The sequence below is a fragment of the Sulfurovum iocasae genome, assembly GCF_047716765.1.
GTDB lineage: Bacteria > Campylobacterota > Campylobacteria > Campylobacterales > Sulfurovaceae > Sulfurovum.
The window spans coordinates 848,510-869,934 of the sequence record NZ_CP180410.1 but is presented as its reverse complement, the minus strand read 5'-3'; the positions used below and the strand labels follow the sequence as shown (position 1 = coordinate 869,934).

17 protein-coding genes and 1 riboswitch are annotated in these 21,425 nt (G+C 35.3%); of the genes, 1 reads left to right on the top strand and 16 read right to left on the bottom strand.

Going from position 1 to position 21,425, the window contains the following annotated elements:
• Positions 1-9: 9 nt before the first annotated feature.
• The 6 genes from mnmE to ACLHDG_RS04340 all read right to left on the bottom strand — a co-directional run bounded on the left by mnmE (position 10) and on the right by ACLHDG_RS04340 (position 5,004).
• On the bottom strand, positions 10-1,359 hold the full coding sequence (mnmE, locus tag ACLHDG_RS04365; protein ID WP_415407770.1) for a tRNA uridine-5-carboxymethylaminomethyl(34) synthesis GTPase MnmE: 1,350 nt from the start codon (positions 1,357-1,359) through the stop codon (positions 10-12).
• Positions 1,352-2,233: a Jag N-terminal domain-containing protein gene (locus ACLHDG_RS04360; RefSeq protein ID WP_415407769.1), complete on the bottom strand. Its 882-nt coding sequence runs from the start codon at positions 2,231-2,233 to the stop codon at positions 1,352-1,354. Before ACLHDG_RS04360 ends, mnmE begins: the two co-directional genes overlap by 8 nt.
• Positions 2,233-3,861 (bottom strand): membrane protein insertase YidC, encoded by a 1,629-nt coding sequence (gene yidC, locus ACLHDG_RS04355; protein WP_415407768.1) that lies wholly within the window; start codon positions 3,859-3,861, stop codon positions 2,233-2,235. The genes ACLHDG_RS04360 and yidC overlap by 1 nt, the downstream gene beginning before the upstream one ends.
• A gap of 74 nt (positions 3,862-3,935) precedes the next feature.
• Positions 3,936-4,256: a ribonuclease P protein component gene (gene rnpA / locus ACLHDG_RS04350; protein WP_415408325.1), complete on the bottom strand. Its 321-nt coding sequence runs from the start codon at positions 4,254-4,256 to the stop codon at positions 3,936-3,938.
• A 47-nt stretch (positions 4,257-4,303) separates the two neighbouring features.
• Positions 4,304-4,438: a 50S ribosomal protein L34 gene (gene rpmH / locus ACLHDG_RS04345; RefSeq protein ID WP_041124785.1), complete on the bottom strand. Its 135-nt coding sequence runs from the start codon at positions 4,436-4,438 to the stop codon at positions 4,304-4,306.
• 86 nt (positions 4,439-4,524) lie between these two features.
• Positions 4,525-5,004, bottom strand: a complete 480-nt coding sequence (locus ACLHDG_RS04340; protein ID WP_415407767.1) for a hypothetical protein — start codon at positions 5,002-5,004, stop codon at positions 4,525-4,527.
• 86 nt (positions 5,005-5,090) lie between these two features.
• Here ACLHDG_RS04340 and nspC point away from each other — a divergent pair, with 86 nt between their 5' ends.
• Positions 5,091-6,230: a carboxynorspermidine decarboxylase gene (gene nspC / locus ACLHDG_RS04335; protein WP_415407766.1), complete on the top strand. Its 1,140-nt coding sequence runs from the start codon at positions 5,091-5,093 to the stop codon at positions 6,228-6,230.
• A gap of 29 nt (positions 6,231-6,259) precedes the next feature.
• Here nspC and ACLHDG_RS04330 read toward each other — a convergent pair whose 3' ends face one another.
• From ACLHDG_RS04330 to ACLHDG_RS04285, 10 genes are all read right to left on the bottom strand, one after another.
• On the bottom strand, positions 6,260-8,902 hold the full coding sequence (locus tag ACLHDG_RS04330) for an ATP-binding protein (RefSeq protein WP_415407765.1): 2,643 nt from the start codon (positions 8,900-8,902) through the stop codon (positions 6,260-6,262).
• Between the two features lie 86 nt (positions 8,903-8,988).
• A riboswitch (cyclic di-GMP riboswitch) is annotated at positions 8,989-9,085 on the bottom strand.
• A gap of 62 nt (positions 9,086-9,147) precedes the next feature.
• A complete protein-coding gene (locus ACLHDG_RS04325; protein ID WP_415407764.1) occupies positions 9,148-12,729 on the bottom strand; it encodes a translocation/assembly module TamB domain-containing protein in 3,582 nt (1,193 codons plus the stop codon).
• Complete coding sequence (locus ACLHDG_RS04320; RefSeq protein WP_415407763.1) at positions 12,726-14,507, bottom strand: autotransporter assembly complex protein TamA; 1,782 nt, start codon at positions 14,505-14,507, stop codon at positions 12,726-12,728. Before ACLHDG_RS04320 ends, ACLHDG_RS04325 begins: the two co-directional genes overlap by 4 nt.
• A gap of 76 nt (positions 14,508-14,583) precedes the next feature.
• Positions 14,584-15,474: an NAD(P)H-dependent glycerol-3-phosphate dehydrogenase gene (locus tag ACLHDG_RS04315; protein WP_415407762.1), complete on the bottom strand. Its 891-nt coding sequence runs from the start codon at positions 15,472-15,474 to the stop codon at positions 14,584-14,586.
• Positions 15,474-17,123 carry an NAD-binding protein gene (locus tag ACLHDG_RS04310; RefSeq protein WP_415407761.1) on the bottom strand — a complete coding sequence of 550 codons (1,650 nt, stop codon included), beginning with the start codon at positions 17,121-17,123 and terminating at the stop codon, positions 15,474-15,476. The genes ACLHDG_RS04315 and ACLHDG_RS04310 overlap by 1 nt, the downstream gene beginning before the upstream one ends.
• Before the next feature lie 35 nt (positions 17,124-17,158).
• Complete coding sequence (gene gatB, locus ACLHDG_RS04305) at positions 17,159-18,589, bottom strand: Asp-tRNA(Asn)/Glu-tRNA(Gln) amidotransferase subunit GatB (RefSeq protein WP_415407760.1); 1,431 nt, start codon at positions 18,587-18,589, stop codon at positions 17,159-17,161.
• Between the two features lie 50 nt (positions 18,590-18,639).
• Complete coding sequence (locus ACLHDG_RS04300) at positions 18,640-19,401, bottom strand: hypothetical protein (RefSeq protein WP_415407759.1); 762 nt, start codon at positions 19,399-19,401, stop codon at positions 18,640-18,642.
• Positions 19,398-19,679: a hypothetical protein gene (locus ACLHDG_RS04295; protein WP_415407758.1), complete on the bottom strand. Its 282-nt coding sequence runs from the start codon at positions 19,677-19,679 to the stop codon at positions 19,398-19,400. Before ACLHDG_RS04295 ends, ACLHDG_RS04300 begins: the two co-directional genes overlap by 4 nt.
• 20 nt (positions 19,680-19,699) lie before the next feature.
• Positions 19,700-20,398 (bottom strand): F0F1 ATP synthase subunit A, encoded by a 699-nt coding sequence (locus tag ACLHDG_RS04290; RefSeq protein ID WP_415407757.1) that lies wholly within the window; start codon positions 20,396-20,398, stop codon positions 19,700-19,702.
• Between the two features lie 79 nt (positions 20,399-20,477).
• The gene (locus tag ACLHDG_RS04285) at positions 20,478-21,236 is read right to left on the bottom strand and encodes a TIGR02757 family protein (protein ID WP_415407756.1); all 759 of its coding nucleotides are present in this window, start codon (positions 21,234-21,236) and stop codon (positions 20,478-20,480) included.
• Positions 21,237-21,425 lie beyond the last annotated feature (189 nt).

Below are 21,425 nucleotides of genomic sequence, written 5' to 3'. Positions count from 1 at the left end.
TTCTATTTCCTATTTGCCTAAACAGAACTCACCAAACATTTTATCCAGTATCTCTTCACTGTCGTAAGGTTTAGAGATAGAGGAGATAGCTTTCACTGCTTCTTGTAAATGATAAGAGAAAAACTCCAACTCACCCTCTATAAGCGGGATCTTTGCTTCATGGATGGCATATTTTGCCTTAGTTACAGCCTCTATCTGACGAGCAGATATGAGCATTAGTTCTTCACCTTCTCCTATGCCATCGAAAAGTGTTTCCAATCTTTGTGTAAGTTTTACAAAACTTTTTTTAGCACTTACCTGAAGTGGAGAATATGCTGAGATCTTTGCACTATCAAAGCTAACATCTAAATCAGATTTATTAATAGCAACGATACAATGTTTATCTTCTAAAGTATCAATGATAGAAAGTATTTTCTCATCTTCCTGATCAAATTCACGTGAACCATCAAAAAGTGCAATGATCACATCTGCATCTTCCACTGAACTCAAAGAACGTTCTATACCTATCTTTTCTATAGTATCTTCAGACTCACGTATACCTGCGGTATCTACAAGTCTAATGATATGCGAACCAATGCGTACTTGCTCTTCGATCGTATCTCTGGTAGTGCCGGCAATCTCACTTACAATAGCTCTATCATAAGAGAGCAGAGCATTCAGTAAAGAACTTTTACCTACATTCGGTTTACCGATAATAGCTACTTTAAAACCTTCTATAAGTCCTCTGCGGCGATGACTTGCCTCTACTATTTGTTCTATTTTATCTGTCAATTCATCTAACTGACGTACAATATTTTCCATGATATCATCAGGGATATCTTCTTCTGCATAGTCTATCATCACTTCAGAATAAGCCAAGGATCTAAGCAAAGCATCCCTGCTTTCATCTACAAATGTTTTTAACTCGCCTTTCATTTGTTTCGCTAAGATCTTAGCTGCATCTACACTTTTTGCTTCGATGAGTTTGGAGATAGCTTCTGCTTCAGTGAGATCTATCTTTCCATTTAGGAATGCACGTTTTGAGAACTCTCCAGGTTCTGCCAATCTTACCCCATATGAAAGGATGGTATCTAGTATCTCTTGTGCAACTATCATCCCTCCATGGCACTGAAACTCTACTATCTCTTCACCTGTAAAACTGTTTGGAGCGGAGAAATAGATCATTATAGCCTGATCTATGAGGGCATCATCTGTAGTGTAGAGTGAAGTGAGATGTGCATATCTGGGGGTGATCTTTTCTAAATGAGAGATTTTATGAGCAATGCTCAATGCAGCTTCTCCACTTACTCTAATAATAGAGATAGAAGAGACACCATGTGCAGTTGCAATAGCAGCTATGGAGTTTTGTATATTATCCATTGCTCTTATTATTAAATTCGTTGATGACAACAAACTTATTGCCCTCTCTACCTGTTTTTACGGCTACATACTTATTTGGAAAGGCTTCACGCAGTTGTTCCAGTGCAATTTGCACTAAAATACCATCAAGTGAACGTGTTTTACCTCTTCCATGTTTTTCTACATTTTCTATGACAGGCTTAATATAGTTACGTATCATCTCTTGTTGTGAAGTGAGGAATTCTGCAATTTCAAGTTTGATAAAGAGTTCATATTTTGTATGCAACCAGTTAAATAACATATAAGAGAGTGCATTATAACGATAACCCTCTTTTCCTATAAGAAGTGCAGCATCATCACCATCTATAAATATGAGTGCTGTATCATCTCTCACATCCACTTCAACCACATCTATCTCAAAACATGAGTGAGAAAGAAGTTCTTTGAGTTGATCTTCTATCATAAGTGCTAACTCATCATAGACAATATTCTCCTCTTCAACTTCTTCTTCACTCTCATCATTTTTGCTTTCAAAGAAACTATCTAAGACAGCATCCTTTTCACTATTTACCGGCAGAGTGTCTAGATTATCTGATTCTTCTTTGAGCGCTTCTTGTTTAACCGTTGTTAGGATTTCAGAGGCAACACTCTCTTCTTCACTTATAAGAGGAGAGATATCTTCTTTTTTAATTTTTACTTTTACTTCTGCTTTTTCTTCTTGTTTAGCGCTGCTTTTACATGTTGCAACAATAATAGCTTTTTTCTTTAAAAAACCTAAAATACCTTTTGAAGGATACTGAATTACTTCATACTCAAGATCAGTAATAGAACATGCCAATTGTGTTGCAGCTTTTTCATACGCTTCTTCAAGTGTAGGTGCTTCAACCTTTTTCATTAGCTATCCTTTCCCTTGTGGTGTGCCGCAACAGCTGCTGCTTTATGTTTAGCATACGCATTATTGATCACATACTGTTGTCCGATAGTAAAGATGTTGTTCGCAACCCAGTAAAGTACAAGACCTGAAGGGAAAGGCATAATAATGAACATAAGAGCCATGATCACAGGGAACCATTGAAAGATCTTCTCTTGCATTGGATCGGTAAAGTTGTTTGGTGTGATCTTTTGTTGGAACCACATAGATGCACCCATCAAGATAGGTAAAACATAGTACGGGTCTGCTATTGCAAGATTATCTATCCATACAGGTATCCATGAGGCACCTTGAAGCTCGTCGGCATTTAAAAGTACACGGTAAAGTGCAAAGAAAACAGGGATCTGAAGCAACATAGGCAGACAACCACCCATTGGGTTTGCACCGTTTTTCTTATACATTTCCATCATCTGTGCATTTAGTTTTGCAGGATCACCTTTATGCTTCTCTTTAAGCTCTTTCATCTTAGGTGCTAAGTCTTTAAGCTTTTGCATAGACATCATTCCCTTATAAGAAAGAGGGAAAAGTACAAGTTTTACAAGCAATGTAAAGAGGATGATCGTCCACCCCCAGTTACCAACTATATCCTGGATCCATAGAAGTACTTTAAAGAAAGGAGTCGAGAGGAACGTGAACCAGCCAAACTCTATAGCATCTGTGAGTTCAGGATTGATCGATTTAAGTATTTCATGATCTTTAGGTCCTATATATCCACCAAGATTTAAGGTTTGACTTCCTTCTATGAAAATAAGAGGATCGCCCTCTCCTTCTTTCAATATAGAGACATTCATCCCTTTGTCAAAATCATAAAACATGGAAGCAACATATCTGTCAAAGGCTGAAGCAATCTTTGCATTTTTGACTGTCTCATGCCCCTCTGCATCACCATCTTCTATAGTAGTGATAATATCATCGGCACCCTTCACCAAAGCACCTCTTACAAGCATATACATAGAATCATCTGCCATCGGTCTATGTCCTGGAGTCATAAAGTATGGTGCTGCTGCTGATGTAGAGACATCAATGCTATATGCACCATTTGGTTGTACTGTGATCTTCTTGGTAATGCTCAGAGATGAAAGCTGTTGAATCAAAGTAATGGTCTGTGCACCAGAGGTTACATCAACTGTTTTGCTTCCACTGTTTATATACGCTATCTTAAAGGCTTCATCATTTAATTTTACATCAGAAAATCTAACTTCTAAAGGCTTTACTTTATTTGCACCCAGTATTTGAAGGTTTTTTCCTTCATCATCTCTATATTTCTCTTCTAAAAGTTCAAACTGAGCAACACGGCCAAGCTCATCTATACTCATTTTGAAAGTATCAGATGTAACCACAGCAAGCACTGTGGCACTTGAAGTAACTACAGGTGCACTTGTCGCTTGTTGCGTTGTTGTGGGTGCCATTGCACTGCTACTTGGTGATGTTGTAGTAGGTGTTTGATGTGTTGTAGCAGTATTAGTGTTTGCTGTTTGTTCCACATTTTGTACTGCTTGTTGTTGGGGGAAAAAATAACCAAAGCCTACAAATACAAAGAAAGAAAGCACGAGTGCGAGAATAAGTCGTTTGTTTAAATCTTGTTGTTCCAAAATTATACCTTTATTATATATCGTCGATAGTATAGTGTTATATGTGTTAAATTGTGCTAAGAAAAGCTCTAATTTTAGAGGTCTTTAGCTAATGCAGCGCACTTTTTAAGTGCATGAAGATATGATTTACGAATCTCTAAAAAACTTTCGGTTAAAAGAGCCGGTTTTGCAACCAAGACATAAGACCCTTCTGATAAAAGGTCAATATTTTCGATGAAATGTGCTCTAAGCAAACGCTTTGCTCTATTTCGGTGAACTGCATTTCCTATTTTTTTACTGGCTACAAAACCTACTTTGTTCTCTGTGCTCTTTTTATAGAAAAGTACAAAATAAGGTGTATGCCAAGTTTTTGAGGAGCGATGATACACTCCATTGAACTCTTTACTGGTTTTTATCCTAGTAAAATGTTTTATAGAACTGATGGCTTTATACCACTAGTCTTTTATACTGCTAATCTTTTTCTACCTTTAGCTCTTCTTGCAGAGATCACTTTTCTACCATTTTTAGTTTTCATTCTTGTTCTAAATCCGTGTGTTCTTTTTCTAGGTGTGTTATGTGGTTGAAACGTTCTTTTCATTTTGGATTATCCTTAATCTATTTTAGCTACATACATTGTAAGCCATTATTTGGACGCGATTTTACCTTAATATGGCTTAAAGCATACTAATGAAGCGTTCTAAAAACAATCTGCCCCTGTTTCTTATCTTGTTTTGATTTTATAAATGTTTCTATAAGTTTTAAAATTACATATTTTATACTGTGTACTGTTGTTCTTACTTCCAGTTCTGTACAATAGATATCTTCACCTTTAGCTAATATCATACTACGAAGTACTCTATCTGCAAAATAATATCCTCCATCTATTTTAGTGTTTTGACAAATAATCGCATATAAAGAGGCTTCTTCATCAATCTCAAACAATATATCTGTGTTACGTTTCTCTTCTGTCAATAATGCTTTCACATCTATGTTTTGTGCCGATACGAGCATAACAACAAAGGCCCGTTCCTCTCTGCGATTCATAAGATAATAAATAATATCAATAGTGCTTGTAAGTTTATCCACCATTTTAGCTGCCAATGATATATCATTTCCATCAAATCTTATGTAATCTCTTTGCATTTCGTTTTCTCTTACTTCCATACGTATACCCCTCTTAAAAAACTTTTTACTATATTCTTAAACAAAATTATATCAAAATATTTTAGCTTCTATTGCTATAATTTCTTATGAATCACATAAATAGAAAAAAACTGCCGTCTCCTTGTTGGTTACTTGAAGAAACTTTACTTCAAAAAAACCTTGAATTGATAGAAGAAATAAAGAACAAGTCAGGTGCAAAAGTTCTCCTGGCACTTAAAGGTTATGCTTTATGGAAAAGTTTTCCACTGATCAAACCTTATCTTGATGGCTGTTGTGCCAGTGGTCTGCATGAAGCAAAACTTGCCCATGAAACATTTTCCAAAGAAGTACATACTTACTCCCCTGCTTTTAAGGAAGAAGAGATTGAAGAGATAGCACAGATATCCCATCACTTGGTTTTTAACTCACCTGAACAATTTAAACGATTTGCAACACAGGCTAAAAATATAAATCCAAATCTCTCCCTTGGATTACGCCTAAATCCTGAGTATTCAGAGTCACCTAAAGAGATATATAACCCTTGTGGACTCAATTCCAGGCTTGGTACAACCTTAGCCAATCTTGATAAATCTGTTTTAGAACAATGTGATGGCTTGCATTTTCATGCACTGTGTGAGCAAGACAGTGATGCACTTGAAAATGTGCTTAAAAATTTTGAAGAGAAATTTGGTCCATATATTCTCCAAATGAAATGGATCAACTTCGGTGGAGGACACCATATTACCCGAAAAGGGTATGATATGGAAAAGCTGATTATCCTTATTAATAACTTCAAAGAAAAATATAATGTAGAAGTTTATCTCGAACCTGGCGAAGCCATAGGTTGGGAAACTGGTACCTTAATTACCACCGTTTTGGATATCGTTCATAATGGTATGGATATCGCTATATTGGACTCTTCTGCAGAAGCCCATATGCCTGATACCATCATCATGCCTTATCGTGCAGAAGTACGTGGTGCAGCTAAAGCAGGAGAAAAGGCTTATAACTATCGTCTTGCAGGAAATACTTGTTTAGCCGGAGACATCATGGGTGACTATAGTTTTGATGCTCCACTAAAGATAGGAGACAGGGTCATCTTCGAAGACCAAATGCACTACACTATGGTTAAAGCCACTACTTTTAACGGTATCAAACTTCCAAGCATCGCCATAGAAAAAGAAGATGGAAATGTGGAAGTTGTACGTGAGTTTAGGTATGAGGATTTTAAAGGGAGACTTTCTTAAGAGTACACCTGTCAAAATATTAGATGCTTTTAGGCTTTACTCTCAACGATTCTATTTTCAAAATACTCTTGCAGAAGTACATTTAATTTCTCTAACTGTATAGGTTTTGAGAGATAACTATCCATACCTGCACCTATATATTTCTCTCTATCACCAACAAGTGCATTTGCTGTTAAAGCAACGATAGGTATATGTGTTTTATTGTTATGTCTTTCATAACTCAAGATATTTCCAGTCGCTTCCATACCACCCATGACAGGCATTTGAATATCCATAAATATCATATCATACTCATTTTCCATACGGTGTTCAAGAGCCTCTTTACCATTATTTGCGATACTTACCTCTACACCAAATCTATTCAGTACATTGAGTATCAGTTTTTGGTTAATGAGATTATCTTCTGCAACTAATACATGTACATTTTCAAAGGTGATTTTTTTCTCGGTCTCTGAGAGATCCTCTTGATCACTAAGTGCTTTAAGTGTTTTTGTAAAGTTTATCGGCTTATAGAGTATCCTGTCTATACGCGATTTGTATCGCTTTAGATTTCTCTTCTGATCTCCTGTTGACATCAGCACTATCTTTGTGTCAAAGTCCAAGAACTGCTTAATTTCATCCCCTCTATGACGGAATTTATGATCAATAAAAAGGATATCAGGAAGTTTTGAGCTATCTCTTGATGCTAACAATGATTCATCCGTATAATACTTTATTTCTGCTCCGGTATAAGTGATATATGATTCAAGATTCTTATTGATATAATATTCTGTATCTATATGTGGGTTGAGAATACCAACAGAGTACGAACTCATATCAACCACTTCTCTTCTTCTGGCTGCTTTAGGCTTCATAAATGTCAGAGTAAAGTAGAAAGCAGATCCTTCATCTTTAACACTCCAAATATTCAGTTTCCCACCCATAAGTTCAACAAACCTACCTGCAATCGACAACCCTAGACCTGTACCACCATACTTTCTACTGGTACTTACATCTGCTTGGGAGAAGGCTTCAAATATATTCTCTTTTTGCTCCTTAGTGATACCAATTCCTGTATCAGAAACTTCAAACTTAACTTCCACTTCCTCTGTATTCTCAGAGAGCTTCTCAATACTTACACTCACCTCACCATTTTTGGAAGTAAACTTAATCGCATTACTCACAAGATTCACAATTATTTGAGATATCTTTGTAGGATCACCTATAAGTAATGTAGGTAGCTGGGGATCCAAAAAAATATTAAAGTCAATATTCTCTTCTGCAGCCTTGGCAGCATATGACTCAACAGCAGCTTCAAAGCTATCTACAGGATCAAACTCTATATTCTCTAGCTCTATCTTCTGTGCTTTTATCTTAGAGAAATCAAGAATATCATTTACAATAGTCAACAGATTTGCAGAACTCTTCTCTATCACTGAGATAAATTCCGCTTGTTCCTCTTTATCATCAGTCTCTTTCAGTAAATTCGTAAATCCAACGATACCATTAAGAGGGGTACGTATCTCGTGAGACATATTCGCAAGGAAAAGGTCTTTTGTCTGATTGGCATCTTTAATAGCTTGGATCAAAAACTTATAAATATGATCAACCTTCCCACTTTCAATCAATCTTTTAATCTCATTTTGTTGATCTTTATTAAAAACCAACTCTATATCTCTTAAAGTATCTTCAGTGATCTGTCTATCTTTATCTCTCTTAGTATATATTACAAAAAGTCTAAGCAGAAGAAGCAGTAATAACAATGCCCCCACCCCATATCCTATCATGACCATTCTACTTGATAATATATACTCTTGTTCTATTTTTTGTATCTCAGTATGCAGTAGTGACTGTACTTGGGTAAAGTAGTCCATTTTTTTATTTATCTGATTTTGCCATCCAATAACAGAAACCGAATACTCTCCTTTTCCTGCTTCAGACAAGATCATATCACGCTCTTCTGAAATGATAATATTAAATTCTTCTACTGAAAGTAGTTCTTTAAGTTTTAAAGCTACTGTACTATCTGCTAATGTATTAAACGGAGCTAAGATGTCTTTACCTATAAGTTGCTTCCAAAGTGCAATATCTGTATCACTCATTTTTCTTGATCCGAGTAAAACAGAGTAAATACTTGTATTCTCCAATACACTGTTCTCTCTAAGCTCTGTGTACTTTTCATACATCAATAGATAACTTTTCATTACCTTTGATCTTTCAGCACTGGAAATAGCTTTTAATATCTCTAAAAATGACCCAAAAACTTTACTATGATACGCGTGAAAAAAAATATTTCTATGATCTTCACTTAAATTGTCAACCTCTTTTCTCACATCCTTGAGTTCATTAGTGATCACTTTGATCTGTACGTTAAAAATCGTATATTTACTGTTATATTTTACAAAGGTATCTAATCCTGCCAAAGCACGATCAACCTCAACTCTTCTCTTTTTTAATTTTTGAAAGCTTCTCTTTTCTTGTGTTGACAAATAGGTAACACTGTCGATTCTCTCAAATTCTATCTTATTCAGTACAGATTCCATCTTATCTACAAAAAAGGAAAGTTTTGTATTGTTTTGTACAGTAATATATTTCTGATAGGAGAGATAGGTATAGTATGATACAATGCCCAATAGCACTATGAAAGTAATGATAAGTAGGTTAAGTATATTTTTATTTTTTAATACCTTCATATCAATCCTTTTATCAATTTTTACTGCTGTAAAACAATACAAAGAAAAAGGGCAGAATTATCTATTGATAGAAGAGGTATACTCTATTGTGTAGTCTGGCGATCTTTATCACTATAGCAGTGATATCTTTAAAGACCCATGACTTTCTGTCCTTGCTTCACAACAAGTTTAGCTTTTTAACATTTATTACCTGTATTCATTATACTAGGATAAAACTTAAAAAGAATTATGGGCATCTCTAAGATCTATTTCCCAAATAGTATAATATCATCCTCACTGAAATCTTTCTTATAGACAATATCATAAGACTCTGACTCTTCATCAGCACTTATCACACTTTCCCAGCGAGGGCTATGTTGATATTTAACTCTTACCTGAGGAATTTCATCGTTTACATAAATAAACGTGATCTTATCGGTAAGTTTTTTACCCACCTCTACACTGCCATCAGAACCTATTGCAAGATGATCAAGTTTTATCCCCATGTCTGAAAGCGCTGACTTAGCCATAGCCCCTCCCATCATTTTCATCATATCTTCACCACTATTTGTCCCGGCACCCTCTTCAGAATCAAATAAAATGATAGAGAGTATCTGCTCTCTGCTCAAACTAGGTATGGAAGAGAAGGTTATATTTGGTGTAGCCGGTGTACCTGAAACAGCAATTGTGATAAGATGGTTTAAAGACTTATATTTGATACTCATATCAAGAAGAGGTTTATTTGGGTTACCTGTAAAATATATATTACTTTTATCCAGTACAAACTTTTTACCTTCAAAAGTATAACTACCGCCTTTTACAATCACCACTTCACCCAAAACCATTAGTTCAGAATATTCAGCTTTGTGTATGTCTAAATCTACTTTTGCCTGAATATCTATAGGACCTTGCTTATAAATAAGCGGCTTTTTTGTTGTAACATCTATAAGCACACTAAGGTTATCCATAAACGGACTTGCTTCCTCTTTTTTCATATCTTGCACAATAATAATATCACTGTCTGAAGGATATGTTTTTGTTCCCAAGTCATAATGGATCTGTCCTCCGAGTAGTACAACCTTACCTTTTACAGATGTTTTTCCTTCATTTAGGAGTGTTTTAATATTAATAGCAGAATCAAGCTCAATCATCTTATGGGCAATATGCAAAGTACTTGCATCAGCAGAGATATCTCCTTTTGCAGTTTTTAGGTTATAAGTACCGACTACTTTAAGTTGATCATTTAACCAAAGTTCTGAAATTTCAATATTTTCTTTTTTCATCTTAACAAGGGAAGGTTTTGTGGAGAAAATTTTCATTTCATCATAAGTTACAGCATATGATTTTAATTGTACTTTTGACTTGTCTGCGCTTACAACTAATTTTACATCATTTATTACATGTTCTGTTTTACGATCTGCATGATAAATGATTTTTGGAGAAGAGAGAGAAAGATTTGCCTGCTTTAATTTCATAACATCAACAGATAAGTTTAACGCACCTTCTACAGGAGGTAAACCTTCTAAAGTATAGAAAGATTTTACAGAGCTCATTAATGACTCTATAGAGTTAACTTTAGCTTTGATAGTAATATTTTCATCAGCAATTCCTTTTACATCAGTAACTAAACCTGCAAGTTTGATCGTTCCATCTACTTTTCCACTATCTAACACATATTTAATATCAGAAGAGAGTTCTTTAGATTTTAATTTTAGGGTTGCATCTTTTTTACCTAAATCAACATTGATAACCAGTGGACTTATTGCGTTCCATTTAACATTTTTATCAAAGTTCTTCAGAAGAGAGTCTGCCGGTATATTACTTGTTATTTTAGCCTGTAGTGTTTCCCCATAAGTTATATCTGCCTCAATATTAGAAATATTTGAAGTTATTTTTGCTTTTGCTTGAATAGGAGTGATTTTTGCGAAATCCAAAGGTACGTCTATCACTGCATTTACTTTTGTTCCATTCAATTCACCTGGTAATGCAACCATCTTATCTACTTCTATTGCTTTCGTAGTTTCTATGTGAAAATTACCTTTTTTAAAGTCAGATGAGACAAAACTTCCTTTTAAACTATCTGAAGAGATGTCAGTTTTAACACTTTTAAGATCACCAGAGTATTTAACATTAAAATTGTTTAAAGGTTTCACTAATTTAGCATCAATTCCGATCAGTTTTTCTGCTTTGATATCTCCAGAGTAACTCATATTCTTATCCATCAAGAATTTGTTAGTTACAGAAATGTCTTTTGCATATGGTGTTGTTATCATGATCTTAGTATCGGCAACCATTGTATTATCTGCTATGGTATAAACTACATGACTTAACAGACTATCAATATCAACATTAAATGCTTTACTTGCATTTGTATCACTGTTATTATCATCAGATTTTTCTACAATTAATATTTGTTTTGCTTTAGCTTTCAGATCTGCTATAACATGCTCTTTACTTGCATCAATATCAATAGTTATGTTACCTATTGCTTCTTTTCGTATAGGTAATTTATAGAGTGTAAACAATTCTTCATTTGGACTGAGGACAACACCACCTACAATCTGATTATCTTTAATTTTTCCCCTATATGTAATGTTAGAAAGGTTTGTTGTTCCATTTAAATCCACATAGCCATTTTCAACTACAAGTTTTTGTATATTAAATTTAACATCTTTCGCACGCAATAAAAGATCAACAATATTTACAGGATCATATGTTGCAGGTACTATCTGCGTATTTAGTGCTTTGATTACTACATATTTAGGAATTAAATTATTAACCTCTTGATTTTTTTCAGCTTTTTTATCGTCAGCAATGACCGTACGATTTTCATCAACATTCTCAACTGCACTTGCATTTGTCTCTGGTACAAAAAGATGTTGAAGTGCAATTGTATTTATCTCTTTTAAATTGATATTTTCAAAAGTCAGGGTCTCATCTTTAAGATTTCCAGAAATATCTATAAGACTGATATTAGAGTCAAACAAAAGAGCAAAATTACTAACAGCGATACTATTTTCATTGTTTGACATGATCTTTCCAATATTTGCATTAAGATCATTGATCTCAATTTTCACCTGTTCTATATTTGCAGATTTATACACTCTTGGCTTTACAGAAACAACCAATTCATCCAAGTTCACTTCTGTAGGGATGAGAGGATTAAGAGGTTCTTTTTTATCATTTTGCGTTGTTTTACTGCGCTCCTCTTTTGTGCTGTTTGCCTCTTTTACCAAAAACATGGTCTCTAGAGAAACGGTATCTACATCTTCCACAAGAAGCTTATTTATCTCTAACTTACCATCATCAAGAGATGCTTCAAGTACAACATTCGTTATATTGGTATCTGCTTTTAACATAAGATAGTCAATGCCTATCTCATCATTTGCATACATCACATCTTCTACATCTAAAAGTGTCTTAGAAATGAGGATTCCCTGTTCTTCAAAAGGATCAACACTTACATGTACTTTATCTACAAGTACGACTAAAGGGAAAGGCTCTGAAGTACTATTATCATCACTTGGAAAAGAAGCAATTAACGCTTTAACAACATCAACATCTAAAGCTTCTACACTAATCTCATTGATCGCTATTCTTTTATATAAGATTTTAGAAGGGTTCCATGAAAATTTTATATTTTTTGTAAGTGTTTTGCCATCAAACTTAAGTTCAGATATTTTTACACCTGTAAACACATTACCTGTTATATCATCATAAGAGATCTTATAATCAGGTGCAAATTTATCGGCTGCTTTTTTGATAACCCATGAGGAATTGGCAGCAAAAACAATTGCAGCTATCAGAACAAGAAAAAAAATCAGGAGGCTATAAAATAATTTCTTCAAAATGATTGTCCTATCTGGAATGATATTCCATACTGAGAAGTATCTTGTACATTCATACCAACATCCAATTTAAATGGTCCTATAGGAGTCATGTATCGTACACCAACACCTGCAGAAGTTATTATTTCCCCTGAAAAATCATAAGGATCTGCAGTTAACATAGTATTATCTGTAAAGACTGCTCCATACACATCACCCCAAATAGGATAATCAGCTTCCAGGGTGAGGTTAGCCCAAGTTGCTGCACCATATATTGTATCTTCAGTAGGAGATATGATCACACCCAATTCTCTAAATCCATATGCACGGTTGGAGAATGATCCCCCAGCAAAGAAATATTTTGATTCAGGAAGACTTTGTCTTGTTTCCTCATCGACAACACCTGCTATTCCTACGGCTGCAAGTGTAAGATCTCCAAATGTATGAATAAATCTGCCTTCAAGCAATGTCTTATAATATAAACTTGACTCTTCATCATCAGAGAGACCAACCTCACTGTACAGACGGAAATAATACCCATATTTAGGGTTTAATTTAGAATCTCTGGCATCATAAGTGAAATCTACATACGGATAAGTAAGTATAAATGTTCCTTCATTGACAGCTTGTCCTAGTTCTTCTCCTGGATCAAGATTATCTAAAGCAGTAATAATAATATTTTCAAGTGCAAGTCCCACTCTTAATTTAGTTCTTTTAGTTTCGTGTTCAAGATAGGTTCTGAAGAATGCCTTTTCTTCCTGGAACCCATCATATTCCAAGTTTGAATATCCTAATTTTCCACCTATACCTACATAATAATCAGAAATACTAAAAAGGACAGGTCTGTAAAAACTTAAAATGGCTAACTGTTCTAACTGTGACCAAGCCAATTGAAGCTTTAATTCCTGAGCATCACCAAGAAAATTATGTTTAGTTATTGAACTATGTACTCGTGCACCGACATAAGTATCAAAACCGGCACCTGCTTCAAAATGGTATGGTTTTCCCATCTCTTTAACTGTTATATCAACTGGTACAACATTATAAAATTTTCTATCTACTCCAATAAGCACTGAATCAAAAGATTGAAGTCCATAAAGTGCATCAGAGGTATCTTTTACCAATTCTGTACTAAATCTTTCACCCTCTTCTGCTCTTACTCGTGATTTAACAACATCTTCATCAATTGTTTCCAAGCCACTAACTGTAACTTTTCCAAAGGTACATACGCCACCCTTTTTTACCCTGTAGCGAAGATCAACGATATGCTTATCCAGATCAACATATGCCTTAGTGTCAAGTTCATAAGAGCAATAACCGTCTTTAAGTAACTGAGCAGCAATTTTGCTTTTTACTGATATAAATTTCTTAGCTTGAAAAATTTCATTTTTTTCACATAAGACCAGTGAAGAGATATTATAATCACCGGAGATATTTATATCCCTGACTTTTACAGGTTCGTTTTCTGTGATATCAACTGTAACGGTTGTATTCGTCTCTTTAATAGTAAATTCAGCATCATAAAATCCTTCAGAGTCATAAAAGGATCTTAATGAAGCATGTAGAGTAGGTAATAATTTATCTTTAATACGAGAAACATCGTCTTTCCAAAATTGGAACATACTCTTATGGTCAACACCTAAAGCATCATACATTTCAGACTCATCAAAGTATTCTTCACCTTGAATGTGAATGATATGTGTAGGCAAGACTATCTCTTTTTCATCATCCCCAAAGAGTGATGCCCAAAGAGATGTAGACCATAGCAATAATAGAACAAATATGATTTTTTTATACATTATTTAAACTTCCCCCAAAAAGTTCTATTCTATCTAAACAAGACTAAAATATTCTTATAATATTAATTTAATTAATTTAATGCAATAACAGATCTTTTACACTCTGAAGTGGATCTTTTCCCTCTTCTATCATCGAATAAACTTCTTGTGCAATGGGTAAATAGATCTCTTTCTCTTTAGCTATCTTATATAACGCTTTAGCAGTAGGAACACCTTCTGCCACTTCACCCAGCTCTTGAAGTATCTCATCCATATTTTTTCCTTTTGCTAAACCCAGGCCTACTCGATAATTTCGTGAAAGTGTAGAGCTCGCAGTAAGAAAAAGATCACCTGCTCCACCCAAAGAGAGAAAAGTTTCTGTTTTTGCACCAAAGGCTACTCCAAAACGTGTCATTTCTACCAACCCTCTTGAGATCAAGGCTGCTCTGGCATTATTACCCAGTCCTAGTCCATCACAGACACCACCTGCTATAGCAATGACATTCTTGTAAGCACCTGAGACTTCTGCACCTACCACATCATCACTTATATAACCTTTGATAAAATCAGGAAGATGATCTGCGTAGGTTTGCGCCAATTGGGCATTTGTAGAACTTATCATAAGTGCAGTTGGAAGAGATTTTTGTACTTCTGCAGCAAAAGAGGGACCTGAGATAAATGCCAATCTTTCATTGGGCACGAACTCTCCATAAATATCATTAAGAAAAGCTCCGGTTGAAGTCTCGATACCTTTAGCCGCTACCAGGATCTTCTGTCCCCTGTCTTCAAAATTCTTTTCCATCCACTCTCGTGCAAATTGCGCAGGAATTGCCATCACCAAATACTCTCTACTCAGTGCTTCCTCCAGAGAAACAAAATTTTCTATCTCTCTTGCTGTACGGGAATGGATCACTACATCATTATTTTGACTATAGGCATGATACAACGCCTGTCCCCATTTACCTGCTCCTATTATGGCTAATTTCATTAGGATTTCCTCTCTTTAGTACTGTTTTCGATCATCTCAACAAAGAGGTTTGCACTCTCTTCATACATATCAAATATCTTATGCACACCAGCCAATATAAACTTTCTGTTATCCTCTTTACTATCTGACAGGGCAACGATCTCTCCTTCAAATCCATGGGATTTAAGTGAAATACTATGATATACATTCAGTGCTTCATTATACATAGCACATACTACCATATCTTCTTTATGGAGTGGAATTTCATCTAGATACTTACTCTGTTCAAAATCTACAAAAAAGACTTCATTAAATCCATCATCTATTGCCTTTTGATGATTCTCTTCACTATTTTCATAGATCGTAACAAGTTCACCTTCATTTTTAAGTATTTTACACAGTTGTTTACTTTTATGCGTATAGCCAAAAACAACAACTTTACCTTTTTCTACACTATGGTTTTTTACATAGTGCAGAGCTTTACTGTCCACTACAGAGTAAGGTTCGATCACTTCATTTACACCGCTGGAGACATATTGAGGGAGAAGATAAGAGTGATTCATTCTGGCAAAGATCACACAATCCCTATAGATACTTTTTGCATTTAAAATGAAGTAGATATTGTCTATATCACTGCTTGTAAGTGTGAGCATTGCTAAAATATTGTTTTTTTTATATAACTCTTTGATGAGCTTCGCAGATGAACCGTCTGCTTTGATCACATTATAACCATCACTCATTGCCAGGCTTGCCTTTGTTTCATCGTTTTCTATGATCACAGGCTCATATTTTTTATTTATTCTAAGCTTTTTTGCTATGGTCATACCCAAATGACCATATCCATTGATAATGACTACATTTCGCATCTTATGTACATGATTCATACTGTCTGAGTTACGCAATTCATCAAATCTTTCAGAAAATGCTGAAACCATAACAGAAGTCACAAATGAGAGCATACCAATACCCAAGACGATACCAAACATTGAAATGATCTTACCTAGGTCTGTTACGGGAGATATATCACCATAACCAACCGTTGAGACCGTTACCAATGCCCAGTAAATTGCATCCAGATAAGAGTGTAGTTCTTTATTGACGCCAAATTCCAAGGCATAAAAGAGTGTCCCAAATGAGAAAACGATCCCAAAGAGTAAATAACCCAGAAAGATAAATTCAAATCGTTTTTTTATCAGTGCCTGAAAGAGGCTTGATGTACCATGCATATAGTGGTAGAGTTTAAAAAGACGTATGATCCTAAACTGCGGAAAGATAGCAATAAGATCGATGAGTGCCGGTAAAGAAAGCATATAGCGAAGTTTAGATTTAATGAGGGCCATGTAACGAATGGATCTGTTTTCTTCTTGAGAAGTAGCAAGAATATATTTATGTATATCATGACTTACCCAAAGCCTAAGAAGATACTCAAGTGCAAAAACAGTTGTTACAAAGTAAAGATCAAGATCAATAAGCCATCTAGGCAGATCTACCGTCTTACTTGCGATCAATACGGTTATAGACCCTATGATCAAAAAGATCATAAAATAATCAAAATACTTTTTATAAGGGTAATTTACATCTTCAAGGAGTGATCTAAAAAAAGATTTCGTTTTTTGGTATCGTGAAGAGTTATCGATCATATGTGAGAGCTTTAGTATAAAATGATGCACAGAAACTCTCCTTTATTATTTAATTCACTCTTTTCTTAACTAAGTCTCTGCTTTAACAGTTCATTTACTTTACCAGGGTTTGCAGACCCTTTACTCGCTTTCATCGTTTGCCCTACAAAGAAACCAAAGAGTTTGTCTTTGCCAGACTTATACTGCTCTACTTTATCCTGGTTCGCAGCCAAGATCTCATCGATAATGGCTAAAATAGCACCATCATCACTGACTTGAGCAAGTCCTAGTTCATCAATAAGCACATCAATGTCACGACTCTCATTTTCCATCATATGGTCAAGTAACTCTTTTCCACCTTTTCCGGAGATAGTACTGTCAGCAATTTTAGAAACAAGTGTTCCCAATGCTTTTGCATCAACAGGAGAGGTTTCAATAGAAAGCCCTGCTTTGTTCAGACGACCAAGAAGTTCAGAAGTTAGCCATGTAACAGCTGTTTTAGCCACAGCTCCATTTTCCAACATCTCTTCAAAATAATATGCCATCTCTTTATCTGAAGTGATCACATGGGCATCATCTGATTTAATGCCAAGTTCTTCCACATAACGTTTTACTTTTGCATCTGGTAATTCCGGCATGATCTTTGCCTCAGCTATCATCTCATCTGTGACAACAAGAGGACGCAGATCCGGATCCGGGAAATAACGATAGTCTGCTGCTTCCTCTTTCCCTCTCATTGACTTGGTAACACCCTCAGCTACATTCCAAAGTCTAGTCTCTTGATGTACCTCTTGTTCATAGACACCATCTTCATAAGCTTCTGTCTGTCTTTGTACCTCATAGGCGATAGCAGCAGCAACAAACCTAAATGAGTTGATATTTTTTATCTCTACTCTGGTACCAAACTCCTCTTGTCCTTTTGGACGGATCGAGACGTTGACATCACATCTAAACGAACCCTCTTGCATATTTGCATCACTTATATCAAGATAACGTACTGTTGAGTGAAGCTTTTTCAAATAAGCTACCGCTTCATCAGAACTTCTCATATCTGGATCAGATACGATCTCCAGCAGTGGTGTACCCGCACGGTTCAAGTCCACTTTAGAGTGGTTACCCTCATGCATATTTTTCCCGGCATCTGCCTCAAGGTGTGCCTGAGTCATACCAATACGTTTTTGCGTACCATCTTTAAGGTCTATGAACACTTCACCCTTTTGTACTATGGCTTTGGTAAGCTGTGTGATCTGGTATGCTGAAGGGCTGTCCGGGTAAAAGTAACTTTTTCTATCAAAATAAGAGATATGATTTACATTTCCATTGATCGCATATCCAAGCCTCATTGCTTTGATAGCCGCCTCTTTATTGACTACAGGTAAGGCTCCAGGAAGAGCAAGACAAGTAGGACAAGTATTTATATTTTGATGCTCTGCAAAAGAGGTAGGACAAGAGCAAAAGAGTTTAGTTTTAGTGTTAAGCTGAACATGAACTTCAAGACCGATGACGGTTTCAAACATAGGTATATTCCTTGTAAAATGGTTCTTATATAATTAAAGTAATTATAGCGTTATTGCCTTATAATCCGTATATCACCAAAAAAAATCAAATCTTTCAAAACTGCTTTTTCCACTATGCCCTCTTTGCCTATTCTTACATCAAGTTCACCTTTTTTGCTCTGATACAATTTGCGATGCATCACTACTTTACTGTACCAGTCTCTTTTTTTACCTTCACCCATAAGAATTTTCATCTGTTTTAAAGCATTTCCTGAAGGTACAATAACATCCACTCGTCCGTTTTTACGGTCTGCACCCACCACAGAAAATCTATAATTTTTACTTTTATGTTTCTTTTTGATATGCTTGGAAAGATTCATAAAAAGTGTCATCAGATCATCTCTGCCGTAGTAGCCAAGTCTTACTTTTTCATTTATGATCTCTTTACTTTTTTCCCACTTTATATAGTGTCTTGTGACTCTCTTTCTCCTATGATCCACCCGATAGATCGTCGTACTGTTATACACCCCATAAGATTTTATCATCTGGTACACATCAGTTACCAGTAAACCCTTGACTATATGCCCATTAGAGATATGACGTTCTTTGAGGTTGTTTGTTACTGTTTTGGCTATGACTCCTACTGCCTCTATATTTGCATCTAAAGTATAGGATCTACTATTAGAAGTAAGTGTAGCATGTGCTCTTGCTACTTCACCTACAATACCAAATTCAGCACTATAATACGCTTCTATATTTTTTGCATTTACAACAGGTGAAAGAAAGATAAAACTGATAAAAATAAAACTGATTCGTATTATTCTACTATTCATTTTAAAGGATGTTTTTCTTTTTCTCTAAGAATTTGTTCAAGCAGTTTTGTCTGTTTTTTCAGTTCTAAATGTTTCTCTTTGTTGGTAATGATGTGTTCAAGTAAAAGTACAGCTACTAAGCCTGGTAATGCACCGACAAATGCAGAGATAATAGCAAAAAAGAAGCTATTGTGATAAAAAGAGAGAAAAGAAGTAACAGCACCGATGAGCACAGCGGCCCATGCAACACCTAAAAGAAAGTTGACTACAAAACCTAAAGGTCTATCTTTCAGTCTCATAGTCTATTATTAAAAATAAATTAGTGATCTTCTTCTATTGCTATGGCACCCGCAAGGTAAACATAAGTAAGAATCATAAAAACAAAGGTTTGCAAAAATGCCATAAAAGTAAGAAGTATAAGTGGTGTGATCGGTATAATCCACGGAGTCAACATCAAAAGAACCCATAAGAACAAATCATCTCCTTTAATATTACCAAAAAGACGAAATGAGAGTGAAATAATACGAGACAGATGCGAAACAAACTCAATTGGGTACATCAAAAGTGACATTGCAAATTTTGCTATCGGATTCATCTCTCCAAGGTGTACAAAGTTTTTAAAGTAGTTAAAAGCACCTTGTGCTTTAATACCTTCATAGTTGTAGTACAAGAATACAACCAGTGCAAGCACAAGTGTTACATTGATATTTGATGTAGGAGACTCAAACCCCGGAATAATACCAATAAGGTTATTTACAAGTACGAATAGACCAATGGTTGCAACTAAAGGAAGATACTTACGTGCATGTTCCTCACCAATAACATCTCTACCCATAGCAATCACACCACCTAGGAATGCCTCCACAACATTTTGTGTACCTCCTGGTACAGCCCTAAGACTCTTAGTCGCCATTTTTGCGATAAGTAGTACAATGATAGCCACCAATATCAAATGTGAAACAAACAACATTTGCCCATGTCCAAAAATTGCGCCTAGGTAAGTAAATACACCTTCCATAAAACATCCTCTTATTTATAATTTGCAGTAATTATACAAAAATAGTAATAAATACTCGGTTAAAAAAGTATGCTTCTACTTATATTTTTAATAATTTCTCTTGCCCTATACGATAGAGTGCAAAGTCATACTTTACAGGATCATTTTCATCCCATTGTCTAAATCTATCAGTTAATTCTAGAACTGCCTTCATATCATAACTTTTACGCTTCAGTAAACCCAGCTTTCGTGAAACTTTAAAAGTATGGGTATCCAGTGGCATAAGAAGATCTTTTTTATCTATTTTGGACCATAAGCCCATATCTAACTCATCTTTACGAACCATCCAACGCAGGTACATCATATAACGTTTATATGTTCCTGCACTACTTACTTTCTTAGGCACAGAACCTATGAGAAAGTTATATCCCTGTGTTGTATGAGGATAGGCGGCTCTTAGGGTATCTATGAAATACCATAATCCATCCAAGATATTATGCTCTTTTTTATACCCTTCATAAAAGATATCTTCAATACTATCTAGCTCTTTCAAGCGTTTTAACGCGATGAACACAGCTATCACATCTTCAGATTTTTGAAAACGATAGTAATGTGAAGAGAATTCTTTTATGATCATTTCATCACTGCCATCAAGTAACGAAAAGTCCAAATTATCTAGAAATTTAACGATAAGCCCTGCATTACCATATCCAAACAAGGCACAGATAAGAGCAACAGATTCATCTTGATATTTGGATGCAATGAGCAGTGGATCTGGTTTTTCGTAGGAGAGTTCAAAAATATTGTTTCGAGATTCTATTTCTTTATCCAATAATATTTTTACTTCAGATAAATTCATCTATATATTCCCATCAAAATAAGCTGCTTGCTCTTCATTAATCACGCAAAGCGTGCCTGTCACCACGAACGCCCTTAAAAGCAAAGCGATTCGAGAGTGGTGACGATTTTTTGCTTCGTTTTTTCTAAAAAAATGAAGAGAGAAACAACATCACAGTTAAGATATGAACGGTTGCAATAGTAAACAAAT